This is a genomic window from Pedobacter sp. Leaf132 (assembly GCF_920984695.1).
Taxonomy (GTDB): domain Bacteria; phylum Bacteroidota; class Bacteroidia; order Sphingobacteriales; family Sphingobacteriaceae; genus Pedobacter.
Genome location: NZ_CAKLBO010000001.1, coordinates 166,731 through 190,568, shown reverse-complemented (window position 1 = coordinate 190,568; position 23,838 = coordinate 166,731). Strand labels below are relative to the sequence as shown.

Sequence of the window (23,838 nt, the reverse complement as noted above, 5' to 3'; positions counted from 1 at the left end):
AATTTGGAGCAATTAAATATTTAGTTTGGTTGGTTTTATTTGCTGATAATGTAGCCATCAGCTGTTTTGGTTAGGCTTAGCTCATTTAATTCGGTTATTTCTTTAATAATTTGTTCGGGCTTTTGCCTTAAATTGATGGTTCCGGTAAATGAGATTTCAGCTAAGTCAGTTTCGTTGTAAATAATTTTTATGTTGTAATGCGATTTAAGTTTTTCAAAAACATCTTTCAGCGCTACCTGGGTAAAATTTACTTCGTTTAATTTGATTGGCACCCTGGCCAGCAATCCATTAGTGCTTACATTAACCTTATCCTTCGATTTATCATAAACCAGTTTTTCGCCGGGCATTAAAATCTCACTAAAAATTTGCTTGTTTAAAACCCTCACCATTTTTTTAACCCAAACTTTACCTGTATGCAGCTCAACCTTTACCAATTCAGTTTTGTCATCGGCCGTAATGGTAAATGAAGTACCTAAAGCAGTTGTTGATATTCCATTTGAGTATACTGTAAATGGATGCTTTTTATCTTTGGCGACCTTAAAAAAGCTTTTACCTGTCAAATAAATTTCACGGCTTTGCTGTACAAAAGGTATGGCATATCTAATTTCTCCTGCCGGATAAACCTTTACAGATGAACCATCGGGTAATGTTATAGATTGGTTGCTGCTTGTGTAATTAACAAATGATTTCCAGACAATTTCTGCTTGCTTTTCTTTCTGCTCAATTTTATGCTTAGCCAAATTAAAAACCGTTGCTTCTGGTTTTAGCACCATATAAAATCCGACAGTCAAAACAGCTAATAACATTGCTGCTATTGCCATTATTTTATACCTTCTCAGCTTTACTGATTTTGAAATAGTTTCTCTTTTTATGACCAAAAACAATGCTTCGCTTTTTTCGTTACTCATTAAAGCATCTTCAGCATCATCCCATTCCTCTTTTTTTAGCAGATGTTCGGGCAAATCTTCTACATCATTTAAATAATTTGCCACCAAAAGCTTTTCTTCTGGTGTACATAAACCCTTAAAATACCTGGCCAATAGCTCTTCAGATACAATCATAACTACTAATACGATTTGGAAAAGGGTTATCCCGTAAGCGGATGATTTTTTTTTTCAGTTTAACTGAAGAATTTAAGAAGCAATATAAATGCAGGAATATATGCATAGCCATCAAGTTGTTTAATGGCTAATGAAATGTGTTTTTCTACCGTTCTTGGAGAAATTGACAACTGCTCAGCAATTTCTTTATAGGAATAACCTTGTAAACGACTTAAAACAAAAACTTGTTTACGCACCGGCGGAAGACAATTTAAAACCTCGTCTAATTGTCTCTTTGTATCGAAATGTAACGATTGCTCTATTATATTCGTTTCGGTTTCGAGTTTGTATAAATATAGATTTCGGTCTTCAGTGGCTACCTTTTTAAAGTAATCCAATAATGTCGATTTTGAAATTTTAAACAATTGAATGTCAATTGGATAATCATCAGAAAGCGTATGCTTAAATCTCCAGAGTTTTATAAAGGCAAGTTGAGTTAATTCTTCTGCCAAATCATCAGATGCAGTTTTATTAAAAAAATAAGCGAAAACCTTCTTATGCCATAGTTTAAAAACTATTTCAAAAGATTTGTGGTTCCCTTGCCTTATATCTTCAATGTAGCCTGTCATGTATGGCTCAAAAGTAATTTGGTTATATTATTATAAAATAAATATAGTATTAATTTTATAATGTTATCCAAGGCGATAGGCTATAGAAATATTTGATATAATTTCAAAAATCAATGCATAAAGCTGTTTATGAAATTGCCGACAACAACATATTGATTTGGTCTTCGGTATGCCAGCTAGAAATAATTACCCGGTTAATGGATAAATTATTGGTTCCCGGATAGGGAAAAGAGGAAATTAAAATCTGCTGATTTAATAGTTGGTTTGCAAAATCGGTGTTGTGGAATAAAAAAGCAGGAAAATTTTTAGCATAATCACATTTAGAAATTAATCCCTTTTCAAAAATTGAGATGTTACCATAAAGCTTTTGAATGGCCTTTTGATAAATTTCTTCGGCATACACAAAGGCATATAAACCTGCAGCAGCGGGCGGAGAAGCCCCTACAAAAGTATTTGTTCTCTTTAGTTGCTCTATTATTGAAGCTGAGCCAAGAACAATTCCTGCATCTACACCTAACGCTTTTGCCATCGAAGCCACGACTACATTTTCTACATTAGCCAGTTTTGGCAATGCGGAATAAGCACCCAAACCCTCATTATTTATACCAATACCATGAGAGTCATCAACAATTAAAATAATGCTTTTATCCTTATCAACTTTGTTTAAAAAATTAAAATCATAGATTTCAGGCATAATATTATTCATGGAGTTGCTAATCAACACCCAATTTTTTTTTGGTGATGAATTTATGAGCTCAACCGTTTCTATAGACCAATCCACAAATTTATTAGTGTGATTTATTTGATTTTCTACCCAAAGCGCCGGATGAGTAGATGGCGCATAAATTACGGTACCAAAAGCTGCAAGCTGGTTAACCGTTAACTGAGCGGCCAAATAACCACTTGATGTAATAAGGGCTGCTTCTGAACCAAATCTTTGAGCAGCCACCGCTTCTGCATGCTTGTAAATGCCGAGTTGGATATTATTGCTTCTGCTTGTTCCATTATTTAAGCCAAACTTTTTAATTCCTTCAACATATAAATTAATAAAGGCTTTATTCTGCGGGATGCCCAAATAGGCCGTTCCGCCAAAGTACAGATAGTTTTTACCAGATATTTGGATGGTATTTGAAAAAGGCTGATTTATTTCAGTAAAATCTAAATTCATTTTTATTAATAGCTTCTGCCTAAAGTATCGTTTGCCGCTTTTATAATAGATTTAGCACCACCATCATCATGGTAAAACTCCCAAAACATAACGCCATTGGCCACATCCTTGGCAAGTTTAGCTTTTTTCTTTGTTGTTGAAACACCATTATAATAATATTTTGTAGTGCCAACAAGTGCAGAATCTATATTTACATTTGCGTTTGCCGCTGCAATATCTCGGTAAGCAAGTGCAGAATTTGCAGCATTTTTACCATAAGCCGGAATCCCTAAAACAGCCTTCTCCTTCGGCATTCCTCTGGTGGTTAGCCAATAATTTAAACTGGAAACAGCCATGTTATACGATGCGTGTTGGAAAGGTTCAGTTTTATCCCAACCAATTCCATCGTAAACCATGATATTAAAAAAATCAACCAAAGCAAAAACTTCTGCTTTCAAACCATCTCTAATACTACCTGCGTAAACGCCTGGCGTAATGGCAGCGCTTAAAAACTTATTGTATTTGTGTAGCGAATCTGATAGTTCTTTAATCAGCAGTACATAATTATCTGCCGATCCATCGGCTGTACTAGGGTATTCCCAATCCATATCTACACCATCTAAATTATTTGTTTTGGCAAAATTGGTTACGTTTTTAACAAATAAGCTTCGCGATGTTGAGCTTGAAGCCATGGTTACAAAAATGCTTCGGGTACCCGAAACAGAAATGCCAAACTTTAATCCGTTTGCTTTAGCACGTTGCATTACCGTGCTGAACCGTGCAGGTTGCTCCAAAGTGGCCAAAGTACCATCAGAATTTGGATTTAAAAAAGCATAAAACAAATGGGTAATCATTTTATACTTAGCAGGATTAATGGCTTCCGGATCGCGATAGCTGGGAAAGTAAGAAACAATTTTAAAGCTGTTATCTGGCGTGTAAGGTTTAACTGGAACGTTTGGTTCGGGCGAAACTGAAGTTCCTTTTTTACAGGCATTAAGCGCCAATGTAAAAATCAGCGCAGTCCATAATATTAATTTTTTCATAGCTTAGGCTTTAAGGATGCTGTTACATTTCGTTGTGATAAAATTTATAATTCAGTTTTTTGATTAAAAATTATCGTGTATGTAAGTTACAATCCTCACCATTTCTGCTCTTACTTCAGCCGTAGGCTTAACAAAATTATTATTCATAAAAGAATAAATATAGGTTTTGCCATTTTTTGTAAGAACATAGCCGCTTTGATTATGAACACCGCCCAGCGACCCGGTTTTTCCAAAAACGAAAGGTTTATCTGTTTTTGGGTAGGCATTCTTCAAAGTTCCGCTTTTTCCGCCGGCAGGCAACATGTTAAAAAGTTTTTCGGGGTTATTTACCAAATGATAAATGGAATCTAACAAGTAAATATTATCTCTTGGTGTAAATAAATTCTGGCGGGATAATCCCGAACCATCAACCCATTTTACTCTATCGGGCAAAAAAGACAGATGATTTTTAGTTACATGCTGAATCGCTTTTGTAGTGCTTAATGTATCGCCAATTTGATTAGAAATTACCAAAAGCAAATGCTCTGCAATAAAATTATCACTTGGCAACATCATGTGTTTTAAAACAGAATCTCTGCTGGCGCCGGGTAGAGTTTTAGCTCCGGAAGGCATACGCATTTTTATCAATCCAACTGTTTTATGTAAGGTATCTGATAAAACTTCTACAGTTGTTTGCGGACTGGTTTTATATGGATTTTGCTGATTGTAATTTGGCTTAACGGCAACTGCGGGATAATGAAACTCGTTGGTTAGGAAATTCCGCGTTACCTGAAAATTACCTGAAGTTTTAGTTGAATCTACTGCAAAACAGTGGGTAAAAACTTTGGGAACTATGTTTATTTTGTTTGGCGATAAATATGTAGAAGTAACCATATTATCCATAATCGGCATTTCTGATATTTCTGGCTGGTAATAAAAATCGTAATCGTCCCAAGCCCAACCATCGCCAAAAAAAGTTCCAGAATACCTGCCCGGGGCAAAAAATAATTTTTTATTCGATGCCTGAAGAAAATTATAGGCCGATTTATCTTTAACGTTAAACTGTAAAAATGATGGATCTCCGGTACCCCAAAAAATAAGCGAGTCGTTTTTTTCTATGTAACGCAAGGCAGGCATCACCTCTGGTAACATTTTCAAACTCGCAAAAAAGGTATAAAGTTTTGTATTCGATGCGGGTGAAAAATACTTATCCGCATCTTTTTCAAAAATCATTTTTTTCTCTTCCAGATTATACAGCGCAAAGCCAACCTGATATTGCTGTATTACACTATTATTTTTAAATTCATTGGATACCTTTTTGGCTACCATTTTATCGGTAGAACACGCAAATAACAAGCTGGTTAGTAATGTAGATAGAACTAAAGTGATGTTTAATAATCGGTTGGAAATCATCCTTAAAGTTATTATAAATAATACGAACTAAATGATTAAATTTAATATAATGTTAACCAAATGTAAATCGGCTATAATTTTAAGGGGCTGCATTATAGTAGCTTGCACCTGCTTTTTGCTGCTTCCACTTAAAAATAATGCTCAAGATTTTCATTTTATGGATAACCAGAAACGGCAGTCCATCTCTTTCAAATTAATAAAAAACTTAATAGTAATTCCGGTTTTTGTAAACGGTAAAGGACCATTCGATTTTGTTCTGGATACTGGCGTTGGACCAATGATTATTACAGAACCTTCCATTATCGATTCATTAGATTTTACCCTGATGAGAAAGATTAAAGTTTCTGGTTTGGGTTTAGAAACTGTTGAAGCATTTGTATCGCAAAATGTTAATGCCAGAATTAGCAGGGTAAAAATTGATCACATTCCAACAGCTATTTTAAAGGATGATTTATTTAATCTTTCCGGCCATTTGGGCACAAAAATTTATGGCTTAATTGGCTACAGCTTTTTTAATAGCTTCGTTGTTGATATCCGTTACACCAATAACAGACTTATAATCAGTAATCCTGATTCGAAAATAAAATATAAAGGCAGCAAAATTCCAATCTCTATAGAGAACATGAAAGCCTATGTTTATGCTGATGTTGAAGTGCCGGATGGTGGTGTGGTTCAAGCTAAATTTTTGATAGATACGGGTGCAAGTCATGCTTTATCAATGGAAATGTTAAATGGAAATATGTTTCCATTGCCGTTTTCTAAAATCAAATCGAACTTAGGCATGAGCCTGAGCGGACAAATAAAAGGATATTTAGGCCGGATAAAGCAGTTCTCAATTGGTAATTACGATTTTAAAGATGTGATATCCGGTTTTCCTGATTATCAGCTCATTTCGAAAAAAATTGATTTAAAAACCCGAAATGGAAACCTTGGTGCAGAACTTTTAAGAAAGTTTAATATTCAGCTAAACTATCGCGATAGCTTTATGTACGTTAAGCCAAATACCTATTTTAAAGCACCTTTTGAGCACGATATGATAGGTATGGTGGTTTATTTGGATCAAAAAAATTATACCCGCTTTTTAATTGGCGAAGTTGATGAAAACTCTCCGGCAGAAAAATCAGGCATTTGCCCGAATGATGAAATTATTGGCGTTAATTTCAAATCAATGGACGCTTACACTTTAAATGATTTGGCAAACCTTTTCAAATCTGGCGATAGCAAAAGCGTAATTTTAGAAATCTACCGTGACGAAAAAATTTACTATAAAGTGGTTCATTTAGAGCGCAGAATTTAATTGGTAATTTTCAGGTTACAAGCCAAATGCTAGTTTTATTGCTTTTAAATTAGCTGTTCAATCTCTATCCATGTTTAAAAATTTACTACTACTTATTTTTACCTGCGCATCAAGCATATTTGCACACGCTCAAAATATCGATTCGATAACGGTTGTAAAGGCAAAATGGCAAAAAACACGAATTGCAAAGCAGGTTAAATTATATGTACATCATTTTAATTCGAACAATTTATTCGCAGCAAATGAAAATATATCCTTTCTGGAAATTAAAAATACCGGCAGAAAGGCTGTATTCGCCATTGGAGCAGAAGATAAAACCTTATTATACACCAGCGATTTTGCTCAGAAAGACACCGCAATTGCCGCAATTAATGGGAATTTTTTCGATGTTAAAAATGGTGGTGCCGTAGATTTTGTTAAAGTTGATGGAAAAATAATTAATACCACCCGCCTGGAAAAAAACGACTTAAGAGCAAGGCATCAACAAGCTGCAGTAGTAATAAATGATGGAAAAATTGAAGTTAAAAAATGGGATGGAACAACGGATTGGGAAACCAAACTCAGCGAAAATAATGTAATGCTTAATGGGCCATTATTAACTTTTAATGGCGTTAACGAACTGTTGGATTCTGCCGCCTTTAACCGGTTACGCCACCCAAGAACATGCTTAGGTATAAAGCCAAATGGCAGAATAATTATGCTTACCGTTGATGGAAGACATGAAAATTCTGCCGGATTAAGTTTATTTGAATTAACAAAACTGATGAAGTGGCTGGGCTGCAAAACGGCAATTAATTTTGATGGCGGCGGCTCTACAACCTTGTGGACAATTAAAAACGGAATTGTTAATTACCCAAGCGATAATAAAAAATGGGACCACGAAGGGCAACGAAAAGTAGCCAACGTAATTCTGGTTAAGAAAAAATAAATTATTTTAGCCCAAAATTCAGCTTCATTCGTTATATAAATATGATAAGATACTTTTGGCTACTTGTAATTTCTTCAACCTTCTTTTTAGCCTGCGAATCTGGCAGTAAAAGAACAAATGCCAAACTTAGAGATTTTACTTTCGAGCCCGTAAAAGGTATCCGTTATGTTGAAACAAAAAGACGTTTCAGTAATGGTTTATCTTTTAACGAGCAAGGTTTTATGCAAAAGCCATCGTGGATTATTGAAGTTGCGGCTGAAGATACAATGATGGCCTGGAGCCCACAAAAGCAGGTTATGCAAAAGTTTTACCTGCAATACGATCATGGTAATCTTTACAATTTCGCCGAAGAATGGTTTAAGGTTAAAGCCCTTACTAAAGATAGTTTGGTTTTTCAACGCGTTCAGGTAAATAATAAGATTATTGCCAACGATTTTCGTTCGGATGTAAACATGACCTTTTACGCTCAGGATTACATTAAAAACAAACTTAAAAAGCCGGTTGAAGATTTGCAGAAACCAACCAAAGCCGATACAGCCTTTATTAAAAAGATTGCTACCAAAACTAATCTAAGTAGCGATAGCGCATTTGCTGCGACAGCACCGGTTCAGTTTATACCAAAGAGTAAAATTGTAAAAGTTAGCCAAACCGAAGAACCAGCCGATAAATTAAGCGGCAGAACAGCTTCTTATAATTATATGTTCCCTAAATACCGAATAGAAATTGATAGGGCTTATAAAGATTTTACTTACCAGTTTACAGCCATTGTTGATGTAAATGGAAGCATACATGTAAAAGCTGTTCATGGGATTTTAAAAGGCCAGGAAGAACAGAAAAAAGAAGTGGTTCAAAGCATTGCAGATATTTACATCCGTAACCTTTTTTATGTTGTTCCGGGTAGCACTTTAGGCATACAACATAACAGCGAAATTACAATAGGTGTATTGGGTAAGGCACTTAAAAAGTCTTAGTAATCATTTGGTTACAAAATTTTAACGTTAAAAAAATGTTAAAAAAATATTTTGATTTTAAAAATTAAAACCTACCTTGCATACTTAATTTTAATATTTAATACAATGCAAGAAGGCACAGTAAAATTCTTCAATGTAACTAAAGGTTTTGGCTTTATAGTCCCTGCAAACGGCGATAGCGAAATCTTTGTTCATTCAACAGGTCTTATCGACGAAATCCGTGAAAACGACAAAGTACAATACGAAGTTGCTAACGGTAAAAAAGGCTTAAATGCCGTTAATGTGAAAGTAATTTAATTAACTATCATATTTACAAAAAAGCCCCGATAAAAATCGGGGCTTTTTTTGTTTAAAAAATTTTCTGAGTTTCCACTACTCCTTTGTATTCAGTTTTCTTCTTAAAAAATAATCTATAAATATTAAAGCCATTATCAAATCAAAACCTATAAACAGGTATAATGCCGTTGGCGTTATATAATTTTCTATGTTAAAGTTTAAAGAAAAATTTAAGCTAAAATTAGGCATGGTTAGGTTTGTGGTAGAAATTACATAGCTAACAATTGCAAAAATAGAAAGCACAAAAAACGAAGTGATGCCATAAATAATCCGGGTATCTACCTTGGTTTTTAATACAACCGGAGCTGGCTCAAGCTCAATACGCTCCATAACGTTTCGGGTAAAAGACATAGATGGCGCATCCATATCCAATCCGTTTAAAGTACTGTTAATCAGCAGCAAATCTTCATACTGTTTTCTAATATCTTTATCTGAAGCAATTTGGCTTTCAACGTCTTTTTTTTCGGCATCAGTTAAAATGCCATCAATATAATCCCAAAGTTGTTGTTCTATCAAGTTCATAATAACTCCTTTACTTCATCTTTTAACAAAAATTGTAATTTTTCTTTAAGCCTCTGCCTTGCTCTATACAATTTTACCTTAATTGTATTGGCTTCCATATTTAAAACTTCGGCTATCTCTTCAAGGCTTTGTTCGCCTTTGTAAAACATGGTAATTATTGCAGCATCATCTGGTAACAAAAGTTTTATCGCATCGTTTAAAAAAGCATGACTATTTTGCTGCTCGTAAACATTTGCGTTAAAACCAGATGTATGATTTTCTAGTTGTAGAAATGTTTCTTCATCACTTATAGATGATGTATCTAAACGCTTTTTTCGCAAAAATGTCATTGCAGTGGTATATGTTATGGTATACAACCAGGTACTAAATTTAGCCGTTTGCTTAAAACTTCCAAGGGCTTTGTAAGCTTTTACAAAACAATCCTGAGCAATTTCTTCAGCATCTTCGCGGTTTTTTGCAAAACGCAAAGCAAGTGTAAACACAAACCGCTGATGACGCTTAACCAGCAAGGCATACTGCCCCGTATTTCCGGTCAAAATATCATTAATCAGTTCTAAATCTGTAAGCTCTTGCTTCATGCTTCTTGTAAGACTACAAGATAAAGAACGAGGTTACAGATGAATTTTTGAAATCAAAATATTTAATTGAAAATGAACACCTTAAGTTAATAATTCACTTTTCTTTACGCCGCAGATGGCTTAGTTCAACCTTGCTTTGGGCTTTTTAATCAATCGGATTTAGCATAAAGGTTTCTGCAAATTGCAACCCCAAAAATGAAATACTGTTTTTAGTTTTTAGCCCCGGTTGCAACGGTACCCCGCAGCGAGGAAGCATGACGAAGCGAAGCCTGCCTACAAGGCAGGCAGGCGTACAAGTGTAAAACGGGAACAAACTGAAATAGATGCAGCAAATTGCGCTTCACAAAAATATTAATGCGCAGCAAAAAACTTTAATCCGGCAATTGAACCAATTAGGGTGCATATAAAAAATATGCGCCAAAAAGTTGCCGGCTCATTAAAATAAAGAATACCAATAATTACGGTCCCAACGGCTCCAATACCCGTCCAAACGGCATAAGCAGTACCCATTGGCAAAGTTTGCGATGCTTTGTTTAGCAGTAAAAAGCTTAAGGCAATGCAGATAAAAAAACCTACGCTCCATTTAACATTGCTAAAGTTGCTTGATAATTTTAAGCAGGTGGTAAAACCAACTTCGAACAGACCGGCAATAATTAATATAATCCAATTCATGATTAGGTGTTTTGGCAAAGCTATAATTTTTTTACGGCCTTGCTGTAACCTGATCTAAAAGTGTGTTGTCATAACACACAGAACACGGTTCAAATTAATTTAAGAAATATTTACATTAAAAAATTATAATTATGGAAGGCGGAGTATTAGTACCAATTTCAATTTTCTTGGGCACCTTTGCAATGGTGTTTGGAATTCGATACTTATCAAACAAAGAAAAAATGGCCATGATAGAACGCGGAATTAATCCGGGTATAGGCAAATCGGCACCTAAACCTTATTTAAGCTTAAAATTTGGTTTGTTATTGGTTGGCTTGGGCATTGGTTTGCTGGTTGCATTATTTACGGTGCGAAGTGTTTTTGGGTCAAACATGTCTCACCAGGAAGAAGGCCAGGCGGTTGCTATATATTTTGGCTGCCTGGGTATTTTTGGCGGCTTGGGTTTAATAACTTCGTTCCTTATCGAGAAAAAAGCGATTGATAAATAGCATATTTTGAAAGCTAAAAAGCCTGTTTTGCAATTTTGCAGAACAGGCTTTTTTTATTGGGGCTTATTGATAATTGCCACCGTTAATCGACTTATACAATTCATTTTACCTCTTTCGTCGTAAATTTTTATATCCCATATATGCGTTTTTGCGCCGCGATGAATTACGGTACAAATGCCTTTAACCAAACCGCTTTTAACCGGACGGAGGTGGTTTGCGTTTATCTCCAGGCCTACGGCCATATATTTTTCCGAGTCGATGCACATGTAAGATGCAATGCTGCCCAGTGTTTCGGCTAGTACCACCGAAGCGCCACCATGCAAAATGCCTGCCGGTTGATGTGTACGCTCATCTACAGGCATGGTTGCGATTATAAAATCGTCGCCAATTTCCGTAAAAATAATATCTAGCAAACCACCAATATGGTTTTTCGGACGATTATTTAAATCATCAACAGTAAAGTTTTTAAACCACATGATAACGTTCTTTTAAAATACTAACGTGATGATTTACGTGTCCGCCAATTATAAACAGGATGGATTTTACGTTAATTTCTCTTGATGAAGCTGTTCCCTTTCGATTTAATTCTTCATCATTTAAACTGCGATAAAGGTAAAGATTTGCTTTTCTGAGTGCGGCAAATTCTTCAATCATATCTTCATAATTGCGTTCGTTAAAGCGAGCATTTAAAACATACTCGTCTTCATCAAAGCCGGGCAGATGTTGCTTTTCATTTCTGGCAAAGCAAGTAAATCGGTAGGTTAAAATGCGCTCTGTATCGATAATATGGCCAAGCATTTCTTTTAACGTCCACTTACCCTCTGCATAAGCATAGTTTTCTTTTTCTTTATTGGATTCGAAAAAAGACGGAATGCTGAAAATTTGCGCTTCGAGCACTTCAAAAATATCGCCATGTACTTTGCTGATGTAGGTTTCGCCCCAGGCAGGGTATTCGTTAGGCAGTGGTGGGTTCATATCTTAAGCTGCTTTTTAATATTATTCTAAATGTTGTTCCTTTGCCAAGTTCAGAATCTTTTACAAAGATTTCGCCGCTATGATAATTCTCTACAATACGCTTTGTTAAAGATAAACCTAATCCCCAACCTCTTTTTCTGGTGGTGTAACCTGGTTGAAAAACGGCATCGAATTTAGAACGGGGAATTCCTTTTCCAGAGTCGGTTACATCAATAAAAACTTGTTCTTTAGCTAAATTTTCGATAATGTTTACCGAGATAGAGCCTTCGTTTTCTATAGCGTTAGCTGCGTTTTTTAAAAGGTTTTCGATTACCCAATCAAACAGCGGAATGTTTAACATTGCCCTTACCTGTTCATCGCCGGTAATGGTAAACTTAACTTTATCTGATGTTCTTACTTTAAAATAATCGATAAAATTATTGATAACAACATACACTACGTGATCTTCCAAAATAGGTTTCGACCCGATTTTCGAGAAACGATCGGTAATAATTTCGAGGCGTTTTATGTCGTTCTCCATTTCGGCAATTAATGGATCGTCTTCTGCATCAAACTTCGATTTCATGAGTTCTACCCATGCCATTAATGATGATATTGGTGTGCCAAGTTGGTGGGCTGTTTCTTTAGCCAAGCCGACCCAAACATGGTCTTGTTCATCTCTTCGGGCAGAACTAAAAGCTGCATAAGCGGTTAAAAGAAACAGAAAAATAACCCCCATTTGTATATAAGGGAAATAGCGAAGTTGTGTTAAAATAAATGAATCCCGATAGTAAGCCTTAAATTCATCACCAAAAATATTCATGGTTGCAGGCTTATGCTGAATTTTCATTTTGCGTAGCTGATTGGCAAAATACAAACTGTCGTAAACCAATTTGCCATTATCCGGATACATTGATTTTGTACTGTCTAAGCCAGTGGCCGAAATAATTAAACCATCTTTATTAGTTAAAATAACCGGCATTTTGGTATTCTGCCTTACGGTTTCAACCAGGCCAACTAACACATCGTTATCCATTAAAAGCATGGAACGTTCTTGTACCCTAACCCATAACTGGAATTGATTGGCTTCTTCGCGTTCCATTTTTTTTACAAAAGAATCGGTGTAAAACACTGAGGCAATGCCAATTAAGATAGCAAATATGAGAAGGAAAAATTTCCAGCGGCGTTTCTTTTCGTATGGATTCATGCTTTGGGTAGCCAAATTACAAATAACAAAACGAAAAAAACACAAAAGCATTATGCTTTTTCTAAAACCATAAAGCAATAAACATATCTTTGCGCTGTCTTGCGTTGGCGCAAAAGCGATGGCCCGTAAATGTGCTGTACGCTGCTCGCTATACGCTCAAACAAGCCATCATGGAAAAAAAAGTTAGAGTAAGATTTGCGCCAAGCCCAACCGGAGGTTTGCATTTAGGCGGTGTTCGCACAGCCTTATTTAATTATTTGTTTGCCAAAAAACACAACGGAACTTTTGTTTTACGTGTTGAAGATACTGACCAAACCCGTTTTGTTGAGGGTGCTGAAGAATACATTGCAAACTGTTTAGATTGGTGTGGTATTACGCCAGATGAAAGCCCAAGTAAACCTGGTAATTATGGCCCGTACCGCCAAAGCGAACGCAAACCGAGCTACAGAAAATTTGCTGAGCAATTAATTAGCGATGGTTATGCCTATTACGCTTTTGATACCCCAGAGGATTTGGATGCAAAACGTAAAGAAATTCCAAACTTCCAATACGGACAAGCAACGCGTATGCAAATGCGCAACTCTTTAACCCTTACCATAAGCGAAGTTGAAAGTTTACTTGCCGCCAAAACACCGCATGTAATTAGAATTAAAGTTCCAGAAAACGAGAACGTACATTTTAATGATTTAATTCGCGGCGATGTTAGTTTTGACACATCGATTGTTGATGATAAAGTTTTATTAAAAGCTGATGGAATGCCAACTTATCATTTAGCCGTGGTGGTTGATGATAAGGCAATGGAAATTAGCCATGCTTTTCGTGGTGAAGAATGGTTACCATCTGCACCCGTTCATATTTTGCTTTGGAAATATTTAGGTTGGGAAAGTGATATGCCGCAATGGGCGCATTTACCGCTTATTTTAAAACCAGACGGCCATGGAAAATTAAGTAAACGTGATGGCGACAGGCTCGGTTTCCCGGTTTATGCCATGAATTGGACAGATCCAAAAACCGGAGATGTAACTAAAGGATTTAAAGAACTAGGCTTTTTGCCTGAGGCTTTTATAAATATGCTTGCGCTTTTGGGCTGGAATGATGGAACCGAACAGGAACTTTTCTCGCTTACAGAACTGGAACAAAAATTTGATGTAGAGCGTATAAGTAAAGCTGGTGCAAAATTCGATTTCGAAAAAGCTAAATGGTATAACCACGAGTGGATTAAAAACGAAAGTGCTGAAAGTTTAGCGCCAATCGTTAAAGCTGAACTGGAAAAAGCGGGATTTAAAGCTATTGATGATGCTTTTTTAAATACTGTAATTAATCTGATAAAAGATAGAGTTACCTTATTGCCAGATTTTGCAGCACAAAGTGGATATTTCTTTACAGCACCTACAGTTTATGATATTGCATCGGTTAAACCAAAATGGACACCAGAAAAGGCTGCATTTTTTAACAATTTTGCCGAAAATTTAAAACTTACCGATGCAGGTTCTGCTGAAACCTATTTTAAAACTTTAGCCGAAGAAAATGGTTTTAAACCTGGTGAATTGATGTTACCATTCAGGATAATGTTGGTTGGTGGTAAATTTGGCCCTGGAGTTTTTGATATTGCAGTGTTGCTTGGCTCAGAAAATACAAAAGCAAGAATTTTGAAGGCTGTTAATGAGTTTAACAGTTAACTAAAAAGTAAAACGCCTGAATTAAATTTTAGGCTTTTTATTTTAAAGATTCCCGGAAGGAATAATTCAGTGCAAAATATTTACTTTAGTAATCATTTAAAATTTAGTTTACTCATTAAAAAATATTAAGATATGCAATGGTTTGGTAAAGGCAGTAATAATGTCGAAGATGGTAGAGGCGGCGGTGGCGGCAGAACGGTATTAGGTGGTGGTGTTGGTATCATCATCGTAGTTTTAGGTTTAATATTCGGTAAAGATTTAACCGGATTAGTTGGTCAATTGCCACAAACGGAAAATACCCAGGCTAAACAAGGTGTTCCGGCAAACGATACACAAGCTCAATTTATTTCCGGAGTTTTAGAATCAACCGAACAGGTTTGGGATAAAGAATTCCAGAACATGGGCAAAACCTACGAACAACCAAAACTTATGCTATTTGATGGACAAGTTCAAACCGCTTGTGGTGGTGCTAGCGCCGCTGTTGGTCCGTTTTATTGCCCAGGCGATCATAAAGTTTACATCGATTTATCATTTTATGATGAATTGAAAAATCGTTTTGGCGCTGCCGGCGATTTTGCCCAGGCATACGTAATTGCACATGAGGTTGGTCATCACGTTCAAAACCTTTTAGGCATTTCTGATAAATTACAACAAGCCCGTGGCCGATTAAGTGAAACTGAATACAATAAACTATCTGTTAAATTAGAATTACAAGCTGATTTTTTCGCTGGTTTGTGGGCGCATCAGGCACAAAACCTTAAAGATTTTAAATTGGAAGCCGGAGATATTGAGGAGGCTTTAACCGCAGCAAACGCTATTGGAGATGATAAACTTCAAAAACAAGCGACTGGCGAGGTTACTCCAGACTCTTTTACACATGGCACTTCTCAGCAACGTATGCTTTGGTTTAAGAAAGGATTTGAAACTGGCGATATCAGTCAGGGCGATACTTTCAATAGCCGAGAACTATAATAATTGTAATCATCCCTAAACACATCCTACAATAAAATTTTAAAACTTTTTTTAGGCAGGATTGTTTGTTTACAGTTAAAGGCATTTTATGCACCAAACCGAACAAAATATTCAGGCATAATGAATTTTAAAAAATGATCCTTATTGTTGATGATAGGCCTGAAAACCTAATTTCTTTACAAAAAGTGCTTCAAGCCCACAATTTCGAGGTCGAAACGGCCTCATCCGGAGAGGAAGCACTTAAAAAAGTTTTAAAGAATAATTACGTTCTAATTATTCTGGATGTACAAATGCCAGATATGGATGGCTTTGAAGTGGCTGAAGCAATTTCTGGTTTCAGCAAGGCAAAAGATACCGCAATCATATTTCTTTCGGCAGTTAATACAGAGCTTAAATTTATTACAAAAGGTTATTTAAGCGGTGGTTTAGATTATATCACCAAACCTGTAGACATTAATGTTCTATTACTTAAAATCAAAACGTTTTATCGCATTTACGAGCAAAACAGAAAACTATCCGAAATTCAGGAAAAATTACTCGAAGAAATTGAGTTTCGTAAACAAGCTGAACATAAAAAAGATGAATTCATCAGCATTGCCAGTCATGAATTAAAAACACCACTAACCAGCGTTAAAGGCTATATACAACTCCTTCAAAGAAGTTTGGGCAGAGATGATAAAACGATGGCCCAAAACCACCTGGAAAAGGCAAGCATTCAACTGGAAAAACTAAACGAATTAATTGTTGATTTACTTGATATTTCCAAAATTGAAAGTGGTAAATTGAAATTTAACATGCGTTCGTTTTGTGCAGATACTATGTTAAATAATGCAGTTGAAATGCTGCAACAATCCAATCCCGATTTTAAAATCAATAAGCTTGGGCAAACGCATGATTTAATTTTTGCTGATGAAATGCGGATTGAGCAAGTGGTTATCAATTTCATTACCAATGCCATAAAATATTCTCCGGGCACCAACCAAATCAATGTTACCATCAACATCATAGATGAAAAACTATATCTGGCCGTTAAAGATTTTGGAATTGGCATTCCGGCTGAACAGCAAGGCAAAATTTTCGATAAATTTTATCGCGTAGAAGAAAACAGCAACCGCTTTAATGGTTTAGGTATCGGCTTGTACATCTGCTCAGAAATAATTAAGCGTCATGGTGGTACTATTGGCGTTAAAAGTGCCGAAGGCGAAGGTTCTGAATTTTATTTCATTATACCAATTACGCAGCCAGAATATTCCAATAATAATCCCGAACATCAATAATAAATGAAAACAACCCTTAAAAATAATTTGCGGTTAGGCCTTGGGCTTTCGTTAATTATTCTTTTCATAAGTTCCCTGGCATCATACATCAGCATCAGCAATCTTATAAAAAGTACCGAACTTGTTAAGCACAGCGATGAAGTAATTCTGGATGCTGAAAGAATTATATCTTCACTAAAAGATGCAGAAACCGGACAACGTGGATTTTTATTAACAGGAAATAAAGTATTTCTTCAGCCTTATTATGGCGCCAGCGATACCGCAGCCGCTATTTTATCACGCATTGAAATTGCCACAAAAGACAATGCTATACAGCAAAAAAATGTAGGCACATTAAGAGATATTTTACGTAAACGACTGGGTATCATTAAATCAACCGTAGAAATAAAAACGGTTGGTGGTGTAGTAGACCCAACCGTTTTGTTTCAGGGTAAAGTTTACATGGATAAGGCAAGGGCTACCGTTTCTAATATTGTAAATGAAGAAAAACGTTTGCTCGATACCAGAACTGCAGATTTAAATAAGCTTACATCATACACACCAATATTAATTATTATAGCAGCTATTCTGGCGATATTAATTACTTTATTTTTTTACAGAAAAGTATCTGTAGATTTTGATGAACGCGTAAAACTTCAGCAGGAGATAGAAGATAAAAAGCTCGAAATGGAGAAACGCATTGGCGCCATTAAGGAAATTGCCCATCAGATTTCAGACGGAAATTATGGGGTAAAAATGGAAGAGCGCACCAAAGATGATATCGGAGAATTAGCCGAATCATTGAATAGCATGTCGTTCTCATTAAAAAAATCTTTTGATACACTGGCTGAAAATGAATGGTTACAAACGGGTGTAGCTAATCTGAATATTAAGATGGTGGGCGAAAAGGATGTTTTTCAGCTTGCTGATGATATTATAGAATTTTTGGCCGTTTATACCAATAGCCAGATTGGTGCAATTTATTTATTTAAGGATGATGGCTTTTTGCATTTGAAAGGGCAATATGCTTTACGCAAAGACCAATTAGCTTCTACATTAGAAATTGGACAAGGGCTTGTTGGCCAGGCTGTAAAATCTGGCCGACCAATTATTTTAAATGAAATCCCTGATAACAATTTAACCATTTCTTACTCTTCAGGAAAAATTACACCTGCAGAATTATTGATTTTGCCGATTATTAGAAACGGAATTACTATTGGAGGATTAGAATTAGGCTCAACCTCTACCATCGGCGATATACAGAAACATTTCCTGAATTTAGTTTTATCGGAAGTTGGTTCTGCCCTGCTTGCTGCACAAAATAGAATGAAATTGCAACATCTTTTAGAGGAAACGCAGGCTCAATCGGAAGAATTACAAGTGCAACATGAAGAACTTGAAGGCATGAATGCAGAACTTGAAGCGCAGGCACAAAAGCTTCAGGCATCAGAAGAAGAACTTCGAGTACAACAAGAAGAGTTACTTCAAAGCAACCAGGAATTAGAAGAGCGAAGCAGCTTGCTTGAAGAGAAAAATGAACTGATTGAAGAGCGTAATGCAGAAATTCAGCAAAAGGCAGAAGCTTTAGAGTTAAGTACAAGATATAAATCTGAATTTTTGGCCAACATGTCGCATGAGTTGCGCACTCCATTAAACTCTATATTACTTTTATCAAGATTGATGGCTGAAAATGAGGCCATGGAGAGAGAACATCAGGAATATGCCGAGGTGATTCAAAGCTCAGGCCAAGGTTTATTAAGCTTGATAGACGAAATTCTCGATTTATCGAAAATTGAAGCAGGCAAAATGGAGCTGGATAGTAGCAATGTAAGTATAGATGGCGTCATTACAAACCTGACTTCACTTTTTAACCCATTAGCTAAAGAAAAAAGTTTAACCTTAATTATTGATAAAACAGACACTACGCCAGAGTTTTATCACACCGATAAAATGAGGTTGGAGCAAATCCTTAAAAATTTATTATCTAATGCTATTAAATTCACGGCACAAGGTTCTGTTCGCCTGAATATTGATAAAAATGAAGGTTTAAATGCATTAGTATTCAAAGTTACAGATACTGGCGTAGGTATTGCACCCGAGAAGCAAGCCATGGTGTTTGAGGCTTTTCAACAAGCTGATGGTTCTACCAGACGTAAATTTGGCGGTACAGGTTTGGGCTTATCTATTAGCAGAGAATTAGCAAAATTACTAGGCGGACACATAGAATTAAAAAGCGCCGAAGGCGAAGGAAGTGTATTTACTTTAACGCTGCCAATTGATAAGAACAAAGGGCTTGAAGCAGTTAAAGAGGTTGAAAAACCTGTAATGGCTGCTCCAGTTGAGGTACAAGTAGCCAAACCAAATAATCTGAGGGTTACAAATATCCCACAAGATGTGGAAGATGATAGAAATAACATCCAGCCTGAAGATAAAGTAATTTTAATTGTGGAGGATGATACGCCTTTTGCTAAAACACTTTTAGATTTTACCAGAAAAAGAAATTACAAAGGCTTGGTTGCGGTACGCGGCGATGTTGGTATAGAAATGGCAAAAACATATAAACCACTTGCTATTTTGCTGGATATCCAACTTCCCATAAAAGATGGTTGGCAGGTTATGGAAGAGCTTAAATCTGACCCGGAAACGCGTCCGATTCCGGTTCACATCATGTCATCTTTACAAGTAAAAAAAGAAAGTTTGCTTAAAGGCGCCGTAGATTTTATAAACAAACCTTTCGCTTTTGAGCACATGCAAGAGATTTTCCAAAAGCTGGAGCATGCTTTAAGTCGCCACCCTAAAAAGGTTTTAATTGTAGAAGAGAACGAGCAGCACGCCAAAGCCCTGAGTTATTTTTTAAGCAATTTCAACATCCAAACGGAAATTGTAAATCACGTAAGCGAAGGCGTATTCGCATTACATAAACCCGATGTAAATTGCGTAATTCTCGATATGGGAATTCCAGACAAAACCGCTTACGATACTTTAGAAGTTGTGAAAAAAACGCCGGGATTAGAAAACTTGCCAATTATCATTTTCACCGGTAAAAATTTATCTAAAGGAGAAGAAAACAGAATAAAGCAATATGCCGATTCGATAGTGGTAAAAACTGCGCACTCTTACCAGAGGATATTAGATGAAGCCGGCTTATTCTTACACCTGGTAGAAGAAAAAAATAAAGGCGTAGAGAAAAAACCATCAAAATTTACAGAGCTACAAGATGTTTTAAAAGACAAAACCGTTTTAATAGCAGATGATGACGTTCGTAACATTTTTTCGTTAACGAAAACTTTAGAGCAGCACCACATGAAGGTAATTGCAGCAATTGATGGAAAGGAAGCCCTTAAATTATTAGAGGAAAATCCATCGGTTGATGTTGTTTTAATGGATATGATGATGCCTGAACTAGATGGTTATGAAACCACCACTGCCATCAGGCAAAATCTAAAACATCGTAATTTACCTATCCTTGCAGTTACAGCAAAAGCCATGATGGGCGACAGAGAAAAATGCATTGCTGCTGGTGCATCAGATTACATCAGCAAGCCAGTTGATATGGATCAGCTGGTGAGCTTACTACGCGTTTGGTTATACGAAAATCATCATAAATCTTAATACCCCTTAACAATATGCCTCAAAAATTAATTTTAATAATTGATGATGACAATCGAAACATTTTTGCCCTAAAAGCTGTTCTGAAATCCAAAGGTTTTGGATGTTTATCTGCCCCGAGCGCAAAAGAAGGTTTTACTATAATTGAGAATAGCGATAATGTTGCTGTTGTGCTTATGGATATGATGATGCCGGATATGGACGGCTACCAGGCTATCGCTGCGATGAAGAGATCAGAAAAGATGCGTGATATTCCGGTTTTAGCCGTTACAGCACAGGCTATGGTTGGAGATAAAGAGCGTTGCTTAAGCGCAGGTGCATCTGGCTATGTTTCAAAACCGATAGATGTTGATGAATTAATGTTTCAAATAGAAGAGGTTACAAATAAGTGATTGGTGATTCGATAGATAATGAACAAGTAGAATTGCTGTTAAACGATGTTTTGGAAGTCTATGGTTATGATTTTCTAGAATACTCTCATGCATCAATAAAGAGAAGAATTTCAAGACTTTTCGGACTTGATAATTTCGTAAGTTTCGCTGAATTTAGATACACTGTTAAAAGCGATAAGAAATATTTTAAACGTTTTTTAGAAGAAATTACGGTAAACGTTACCGAAATGTTCCGTGATCCATCATTTTATAAAGCGTTAAGAAAAGATGTTTTACCAGCTCTGGGGACTTATCCTTTTATACGCATTTGGGTAGCGGGCTGCTCTACTGGCGAAGAAGCTTATTCATTAGCGATATTACTTAAAGAATTAAACCTGTTAAACAAAAGCCTTATTTATGCTACTGATATCAATCCATCAGTTTTAGAGAAAGCAAAAAAAGGGATGTTTCCAATTAATTACCTTAAAGGTTATTCGGAAAATTATGTTCAATCTGGCGGAGTAAAAGATTTTTCATCATACTACACCGCAAATTATACTTTGGCTAAGTTTGATGAAAACTTAAGTTCAAAAATGATTTTTTCTACTCACAATTTAGTCTCCGACCGTTCTTTTAACGAATTTCAGCTTATATTGTGCAGAAATGTGTTAATCTATTTTGACAAGGATTTACAGCATAAGGTATTTCAGCTGTTTGATAATAGCCTTGAAAATTTGGGTTATTTAGCACTCGGCAGTAAAGAGAGTTTGGATTTTTGGCCAAATGCTAAGGGATATAAAAGAATAAAAACCGAAAAAATATGGCGCAAACTGTAATAAACAATACATGTAGTGCTTTGGTTATTGGAGGTTCTGCAGGCAGCCTAGATGTTTTACTCGAAGTTTTTCCTGCGCTTAAGGCAGAAATTGATTTTCCCATCGTTTTAGTTACGCATAGAAAATCAGGCAGCGATTCTTTATTAACCGACTTATTAAAAGGGAGAACATCTTTAAACGTTCATGAAGTAGAAGAGAAACAGGAAATGTTGCCGACCAATGTATACATCGCACCTGCTGATTATCATTTATTAATTGAGCAAAACCATACGTTTTCTTTAGATTATTCTGAAAAAATTAATTATTCCAGACCATCCATTGATGTTACTTTCCAATCTGCAGCTGAGGTTTTTAAGAGCGAATTGGTATGCATATTGCTCTCTGGCTCTAACGCAGATGGCGTAGAAGGATTAAAAATAGTAAATAAACATGGCGGAATGGTGGTGATACAAAATCCAAGCACAGCACTAATGCCGTACATGCCTCAGCAAGCTGTTAATATTGTAAAACCACATCTTGTTTTACATAGCTACGAAATGGCAGATTTTATTAACGCATTAAATAAAAAAAATTAAGTTATCCCTCAAAAATTATGGCTGAAGTTAAAAAAGTGTTTGTATTTGATGATAATAAAGATATTCTCGATTTATGTACTTTCATTCTTGAAGATGCTGGATATGATATAAGAACATCAGAAAGTGCCGATGATATTGAAAAACAAGTTTCGGATTACATGCCTGATTTGATTTTTATGGATAACTGGTTGCCAGAATTAGGCGGAATTGAAGCAACAAAAGCCATAAAAAAACATCCAGACCTGAAACATATACCAGTAATATATTTTTCTGCTAATAACGATATTTCTTCGCTAGCCAAACAAGCAGGTGCAGACAGTTATCTATCAAAGCCATTTGATATCTCTACCTTGGAAGACATAGTTAAAAAACACTTGAGTTAATCTTAATCCTTCCCCCAAATCCTTGTATTTAAGTCGAGTTCTTTTACAATTTCGTACATAAATTTAATTGCAGCTACATCCTGATTTAGCAATTCCGGATTTAACAAAGTTTTAAAAACCGGTGCTTCAAAATAATTTCTATCTAAAGGAAAAGCGATGTTCATTCGGTTGTTTATAAAGGATAAGGAAATTGTATTTTTCGAATTGCGATTCAACTCTAAAATTCTTTCCATCATGGCGGGCGTTAAAATATACCGGGCTTCAACCTGGTCAGTTCCGTGTGTGGTAAAGGTTTGATTAAAAACGCTGTTCTCTAATTCTACTAATGTATTATTTCCAAAAGAGAATACATTTTTTGAGAACCATGCGCCCATTTGTCCGAATAAATCTTTTGGCCTTACAACTGTTGCCGCTTTAAAATTTTTATTAAAATCAGCAACAAAAATTATCCCTCTAAATATGTCATGCCATTCGGTTCGTGTACCGTTTTTAGTTTGTACTTCAGTTTTATATTCGGCATGTACTTCTGCAAAATAAAAACTGGTTTTATCAGCTTTGCCATTAATTAAATCTTCGCTACGGTAACGGTCTGGTTCTTGTGTAAATAGCTGCGTTTGTTCAAATTCTTCGGATGAAATACCAAGAGCTGGCTGAATTTGCAAACTTTCGTTTACCGATTTGAGCACGCTGCCAATTACATCAACTTTAAAACTTTGCATATAGGTGGTAAGCGCATCAGCTATTTTATACAGCAAAGAACCACCATAAACTGCCGGGATTAAACCTGCAAGAATAGCAAAAACACCTATACCAAAATAAAAGCCAGCTATGGTTAAAATAATGGCCAGCACAATAAAAATATAGCCTTTCTTTTGAGTAGAGACAATTTTCTGGCGATCAATCTCTAACGCAGCAAGCGTATTCTGCAATGCTGCATGATTTGCAACATCCAC

At 36.0% G+C, this 23,838-nt stretch carries 25 protein-coding genes; 13 read left to right on the top strand and 12 right to left on the bottom strand.

What is annotated here, in order from left to right; all coding sequences use genetic code 11:
- Positions 1-35: 35 nt before the first annotated feature.
- The 5 genes from LUA86_RS00785 to LUA86_RS00765 form a co-directional block, all read right to left on the bottom strand.
- Positions 36-1,061: a FecR family protein gene (locus tag LUA86_RS00785; protein WP_231458640.1), complete on the bottom strand. Its 1,026-nt coding sequence runs from the start codon at positions 1,059-1,061 to the stop codon at positions 36-38.
- 59 nt (positions 1,062-1,120) lie between these two features.
- Entirely contained in the window at positions 1,121-1,669 is a 549-nt protein-coding gene (locus LUA86_RS00780) for an RNA polymerase sigma factor (RefSeq protein WP_231458639.1), read from the bottom strand.
- Positions 1,670-1,796: 127 nt separating this feature from the next.
- Positions 1,797-2,837 carry an aminotransferase class I/II-fold pyridoxal phosphate-dependent enzyme gene (locus tag LUA86_RS00775; protein ID WP_231458638.1) on the bottom strand — a complete coding sequence of 347 codons (1,041 nt, stop codon included), beginning with the start codon at positions 2,835-2,837 and terminating at the stop codon, positions 1,797-1,799.
- 5 nt (positions 2,838-2,842) lie between these two features.
- Complete coding sequence (locus tag LUA86_RS00770) at positions 2,843-3,859, bottom strand: glycosyl hydrolase family 18 protein (protein WP_231458637.1); 1,017 nt, start codon at positions 3,857-3,859, stop codon at positions 2,843-2,845.
- Between the two features lie 63 nt (positions 3,860-3,922).
- Positions 3,923-5,251 carry a D-alanyl-D-alanine carboxypeptidase gene (locus LUA86_RS00765; protein ID WP_231458636.1) on the bottom strand — a complete coding sequence of 443 codons (1,329 nt, stop codon included), beginning with the start codon at positions 5,249-5,251 and terminating at the stop codon, positions 3,923-3,925.
- A gap of 157 nt (positions 5,252-5,408) precedes the next feature.
- On the opposite strand from LUA86_RS00765, the gene LUA86_RS00760 reads away from it, so the two are divergent.
- From LUA86_RS00760 to LUA86_RS00745, 4 genes are all read left to right on the top strand, one after another.
- Positions 5,409-6,548: an aspartyl protease family protein gene (locus tag LUA86_RS00760; RefSeq protein ID WP_231458635.1), complete on the top strand. Its 1,140-nt coding sequence runs from the start codon at positions 5,409-5,411 to the stop codon at positions 6,546-6,548.
- Between the two features lie 70 nt (positions 6,549-6,618).
- Positions 6,619-7,476 carry a phosphodiester glycosidase family protein gene (locus LUA86_RS00755; protein WP_231458634.1) on the top strand — a complete coding sequence of 286 codons (858 nt, stop codon included), beginning with the start codon at positions 6,619-6,621 and terminating at the stop codon, positions 7,474-7,476.
- Positions 7,477-7,517: 41 nt separating this feature from the next.
- Positions 7,518-8,447 (top strand): hypothetical protein, encoded by a 930-nt coding sequence (locus LUA86_RS00750; protein WP_231458633.1) that lies wholly within the window; start codon positions 7,518-7,520, stop codon positions 8,445-8,447.
- A 105-nt stretch (positions 8,448-8,552) separates the two neighbouring features.
- Positions 8,553-8,744, top strand: coding sequence for a cold-shock protein (locus LUA86_RS00745; RefSeq protein ID WP_025141747.1), 192 nt, complete (start codon positions 8,553-8,555; stop codon positions 8,742-8,744).
- Between the two features lie 75 nt (positions 8,745-8,819).
- Here LUA86_RS00745 and LUA86_RS00740 read toward each other — a convergent pair whose 3' ends face one another.
- The 3 genes from LUA86_RS00740 to LUA86_RS00730 all read right to left on the bottom strand — a co-directional run bounded on the left by LUA86_RS00740 (position 8,820) and on the right by LUA86_RS00730 (position 10,555).
- Positions 8,820-9,305, bottom strand: coding sequence for a hypothetical protein (locus tag LUA86_RS00740; RefSeq protein WP_231458632.1), 486 nt, complete (start codon positions 9,303-9,305; stop codon positions 8,820-8,822).
- Positions 9,302-9,883, bottom strand: coding sequence for an RNA polymerase sigma factor (locus LUA86_RS00735; RefSeq protein ID WP_231458631.1), 582 nt, complete (start codon positions 9,881-9,883; stop codon positions 9,302-9,304). Before LUA86_RS00735 ends, LUA86_RS00740 begins: the two co-directional genes overlap by 4 nt.
- Positions 9,884-10,234: 351 nt before the next feature.
- Positions 10,235-10,555: a multidrug efflux SMR transporter gene (locus LUA86_RS00730; protein ID WP_231458630.1), complete on the bottom strand. Its 321-nt coding sequence runs from the start codon at positions 10,553-10,555 to the stop codon at positions 10,235-10,237.
- A 131-nt stretch (positions 10,556-10,686) separates the two neighbouring features.
- Here LUA86_RS00730 and LUA86_RS00725 point away from each other — a divergent pair, with 131 nt between their 5' ends.
- The gene (locus LUA86_RS00725) at positions 10,687-11,043 is read left to right on the top strand and encodes a DUF6249 domain-containing protein (RefSeq protein ID WP_231458629.1); all 357 of its coding nucleotides are present in this window, start codon (positions 10,687-10,689) and stop codon (positions 11,041-11,043) included.
- Positions 11,044-11,096: 53 nt separating this feature from the next.
- On the opposite strand, the gene LUA86_RS00720 is transcribed toward LUA86_RS00725, so the two are convergent.
- The 3 genes from LUA86_RS00720 to LUA86_RS00710 are packed head-to-tail and all read right to left on the bottom strand — an operon-like array spanning position 11,097 to position 13,204.
- On the bottom strand, positions 11,097-11,519 hold the full coding sequence (locus tag LUA86_RS00720; RefSeq protein ID WP_231458628.1) for a hotdog fold thioesterase: 423 nt from the start codon (positions 11,517-11,519) through the stop codon (positions 11,097-11,099).
- On the bottom strand, positions 11,509-12,018 hold the full coding sequence (locus tag LUA86_RS00715; RefSeq protein ID WP_231458627.1) for a DinB family protein: 510 nt from the start codon (positions 12,016-12,018) through the stop codon (positions 11,509-11,511). Before LUA86_RS00715 ends, LUA86_RS00720 begins: the two co-directional genes overlap by 11 nt.
- Positions 11,999-13,204 (bottom strand): HAMP domain-containing sensor histidine kinase, encoded by a 1,206-nt coding sequence (locus LUA86_RS00710; protein ID WP_231458626.1) that lies wholly within the window; start codon positions 13,202-13,204, stop codon positions 11,999-12,001. The genes LUA86_RS00715 and LUA86_RS00710 overlap by 20 nt, the downstream gene beginning before the upstream one ends.
- Before the next feature lie 170 nt (positions 13,205-13,374).
- Between LUA86_RS00710 and gltX the strand changes: the two genes are divergently transcribed.
- The 8 genes from gltX (at position 13,375) to LUA86_RS00670 (ending at position 22,885) form a co-directional block, all read left to right on the top strand.
- Positions 13,375-14,883 (top strand): glutamate--tRNA ligase, encoded by a 1,509-nt coding sequence (gltX, locus tag LUA86_RS00705; protein WP_231458625.1) that lies wholly within the window; start codon positions 13,375-13,377, stop codon positions 14,881-14,883.
- A gap of 132 nt (positions 14,884-15,015) precedes the next feature.
- Entirely contained in the window at positions 15,016-15,855 is an 840-nt protein-coding gene (locus tag LUA86_RS00700) for a neutral zinc metallopeptidase (protein WP_231458624.1), read from the top strand.
- A gap of 134 nt (positions 15,856-15,989) precedes the next feature.
- Positions 15,990-17,132 carry a hybrid sensor histidine kinase/response regulator gene (locus LUA86_RS00695; protein WP_231458623.1) on the top strand — a complete coding sequence of 381 codons (1,143 nt, stop codon included), beginning with the start codon at positions 15,990-15,992 and terminating at the stop codon, positions 17,130-17,132.
- Positions 17,133-17,135: 3 nt separating this feature from the next.
- Entirely contained in the window at positions 17,136-20,723 is a 3,588-nt protein-coding gene (locus tag LUA86_RS00690; protein WP_231458622.1) for a response regulator, read from the top strand.
- Positions 20,724-20,737: 14 nt separating this feature from the next.
- Positions 20,738-21,112 carry a two-component system response regulator gene (locus LUA86_RS00685; RefSeq protein ID WP_231458621.1) on the top strand — a complete coding sequence of 125 codons (375 nt, stop codon included), beginning with the start codon at positions 20,738-20,740 and terminating at the stop codon, positions 21,110-21,112.
- Positions 21,109-21,927, top strand: coding sequence for a protein-glutamate O-methyltransferase CheR (locus LUA86_RS00680; protein WP_231458620.1), 819 nt, complete (start codon positions 21,109-21,111; stop codon positions 21,925-21,927). Before LUA86_RS00685 ends, LUA86_RS00680 begins: the two co-directional genes overlap by 4 nt.
- A complete protein-coding gene (locus LUA86_RS00675; RefSeq protein ID WP_231458619.1) occupies positions 21,912-22,502 on the top strand; it encodes a chemotaxis protein CheB in 591 nt (196 codons plus the stop codon). Before LUA86_RS00680 ends, LUA86_RS00675 begins: the two co-directional genes overlap by 16 nt.
- A 17-nt stretch (positions 22,503-22,519) precedes the next feature.
- On the top strand, positions 22,520-22,885 hold the full coding sequence (locus LUA86_RS00670; RefSeq protein WP_231458618.1) for a response regulator: 366 nt from the start codon (positions 22,520-22,522) through the stop codon (positions 22,883-22,885).
- A gap of 2 nt (positions 22,886-22,887) precedes the next feature.
- Here LUA86_RS00670 and LUA86_RS00665 read toward each other — a convergent pair whose 3' ends face one another.
- Positions 22,888-23,838, bottom strand: a complete 951-nt coding sequence (locus tag LUA86_RS00665) for a DUF3137 domain-containing protein (RefSeq protein ID WP_231458617.1) — start codon at positions 23,836-23,838, stop codon at positions 22,888-22,890.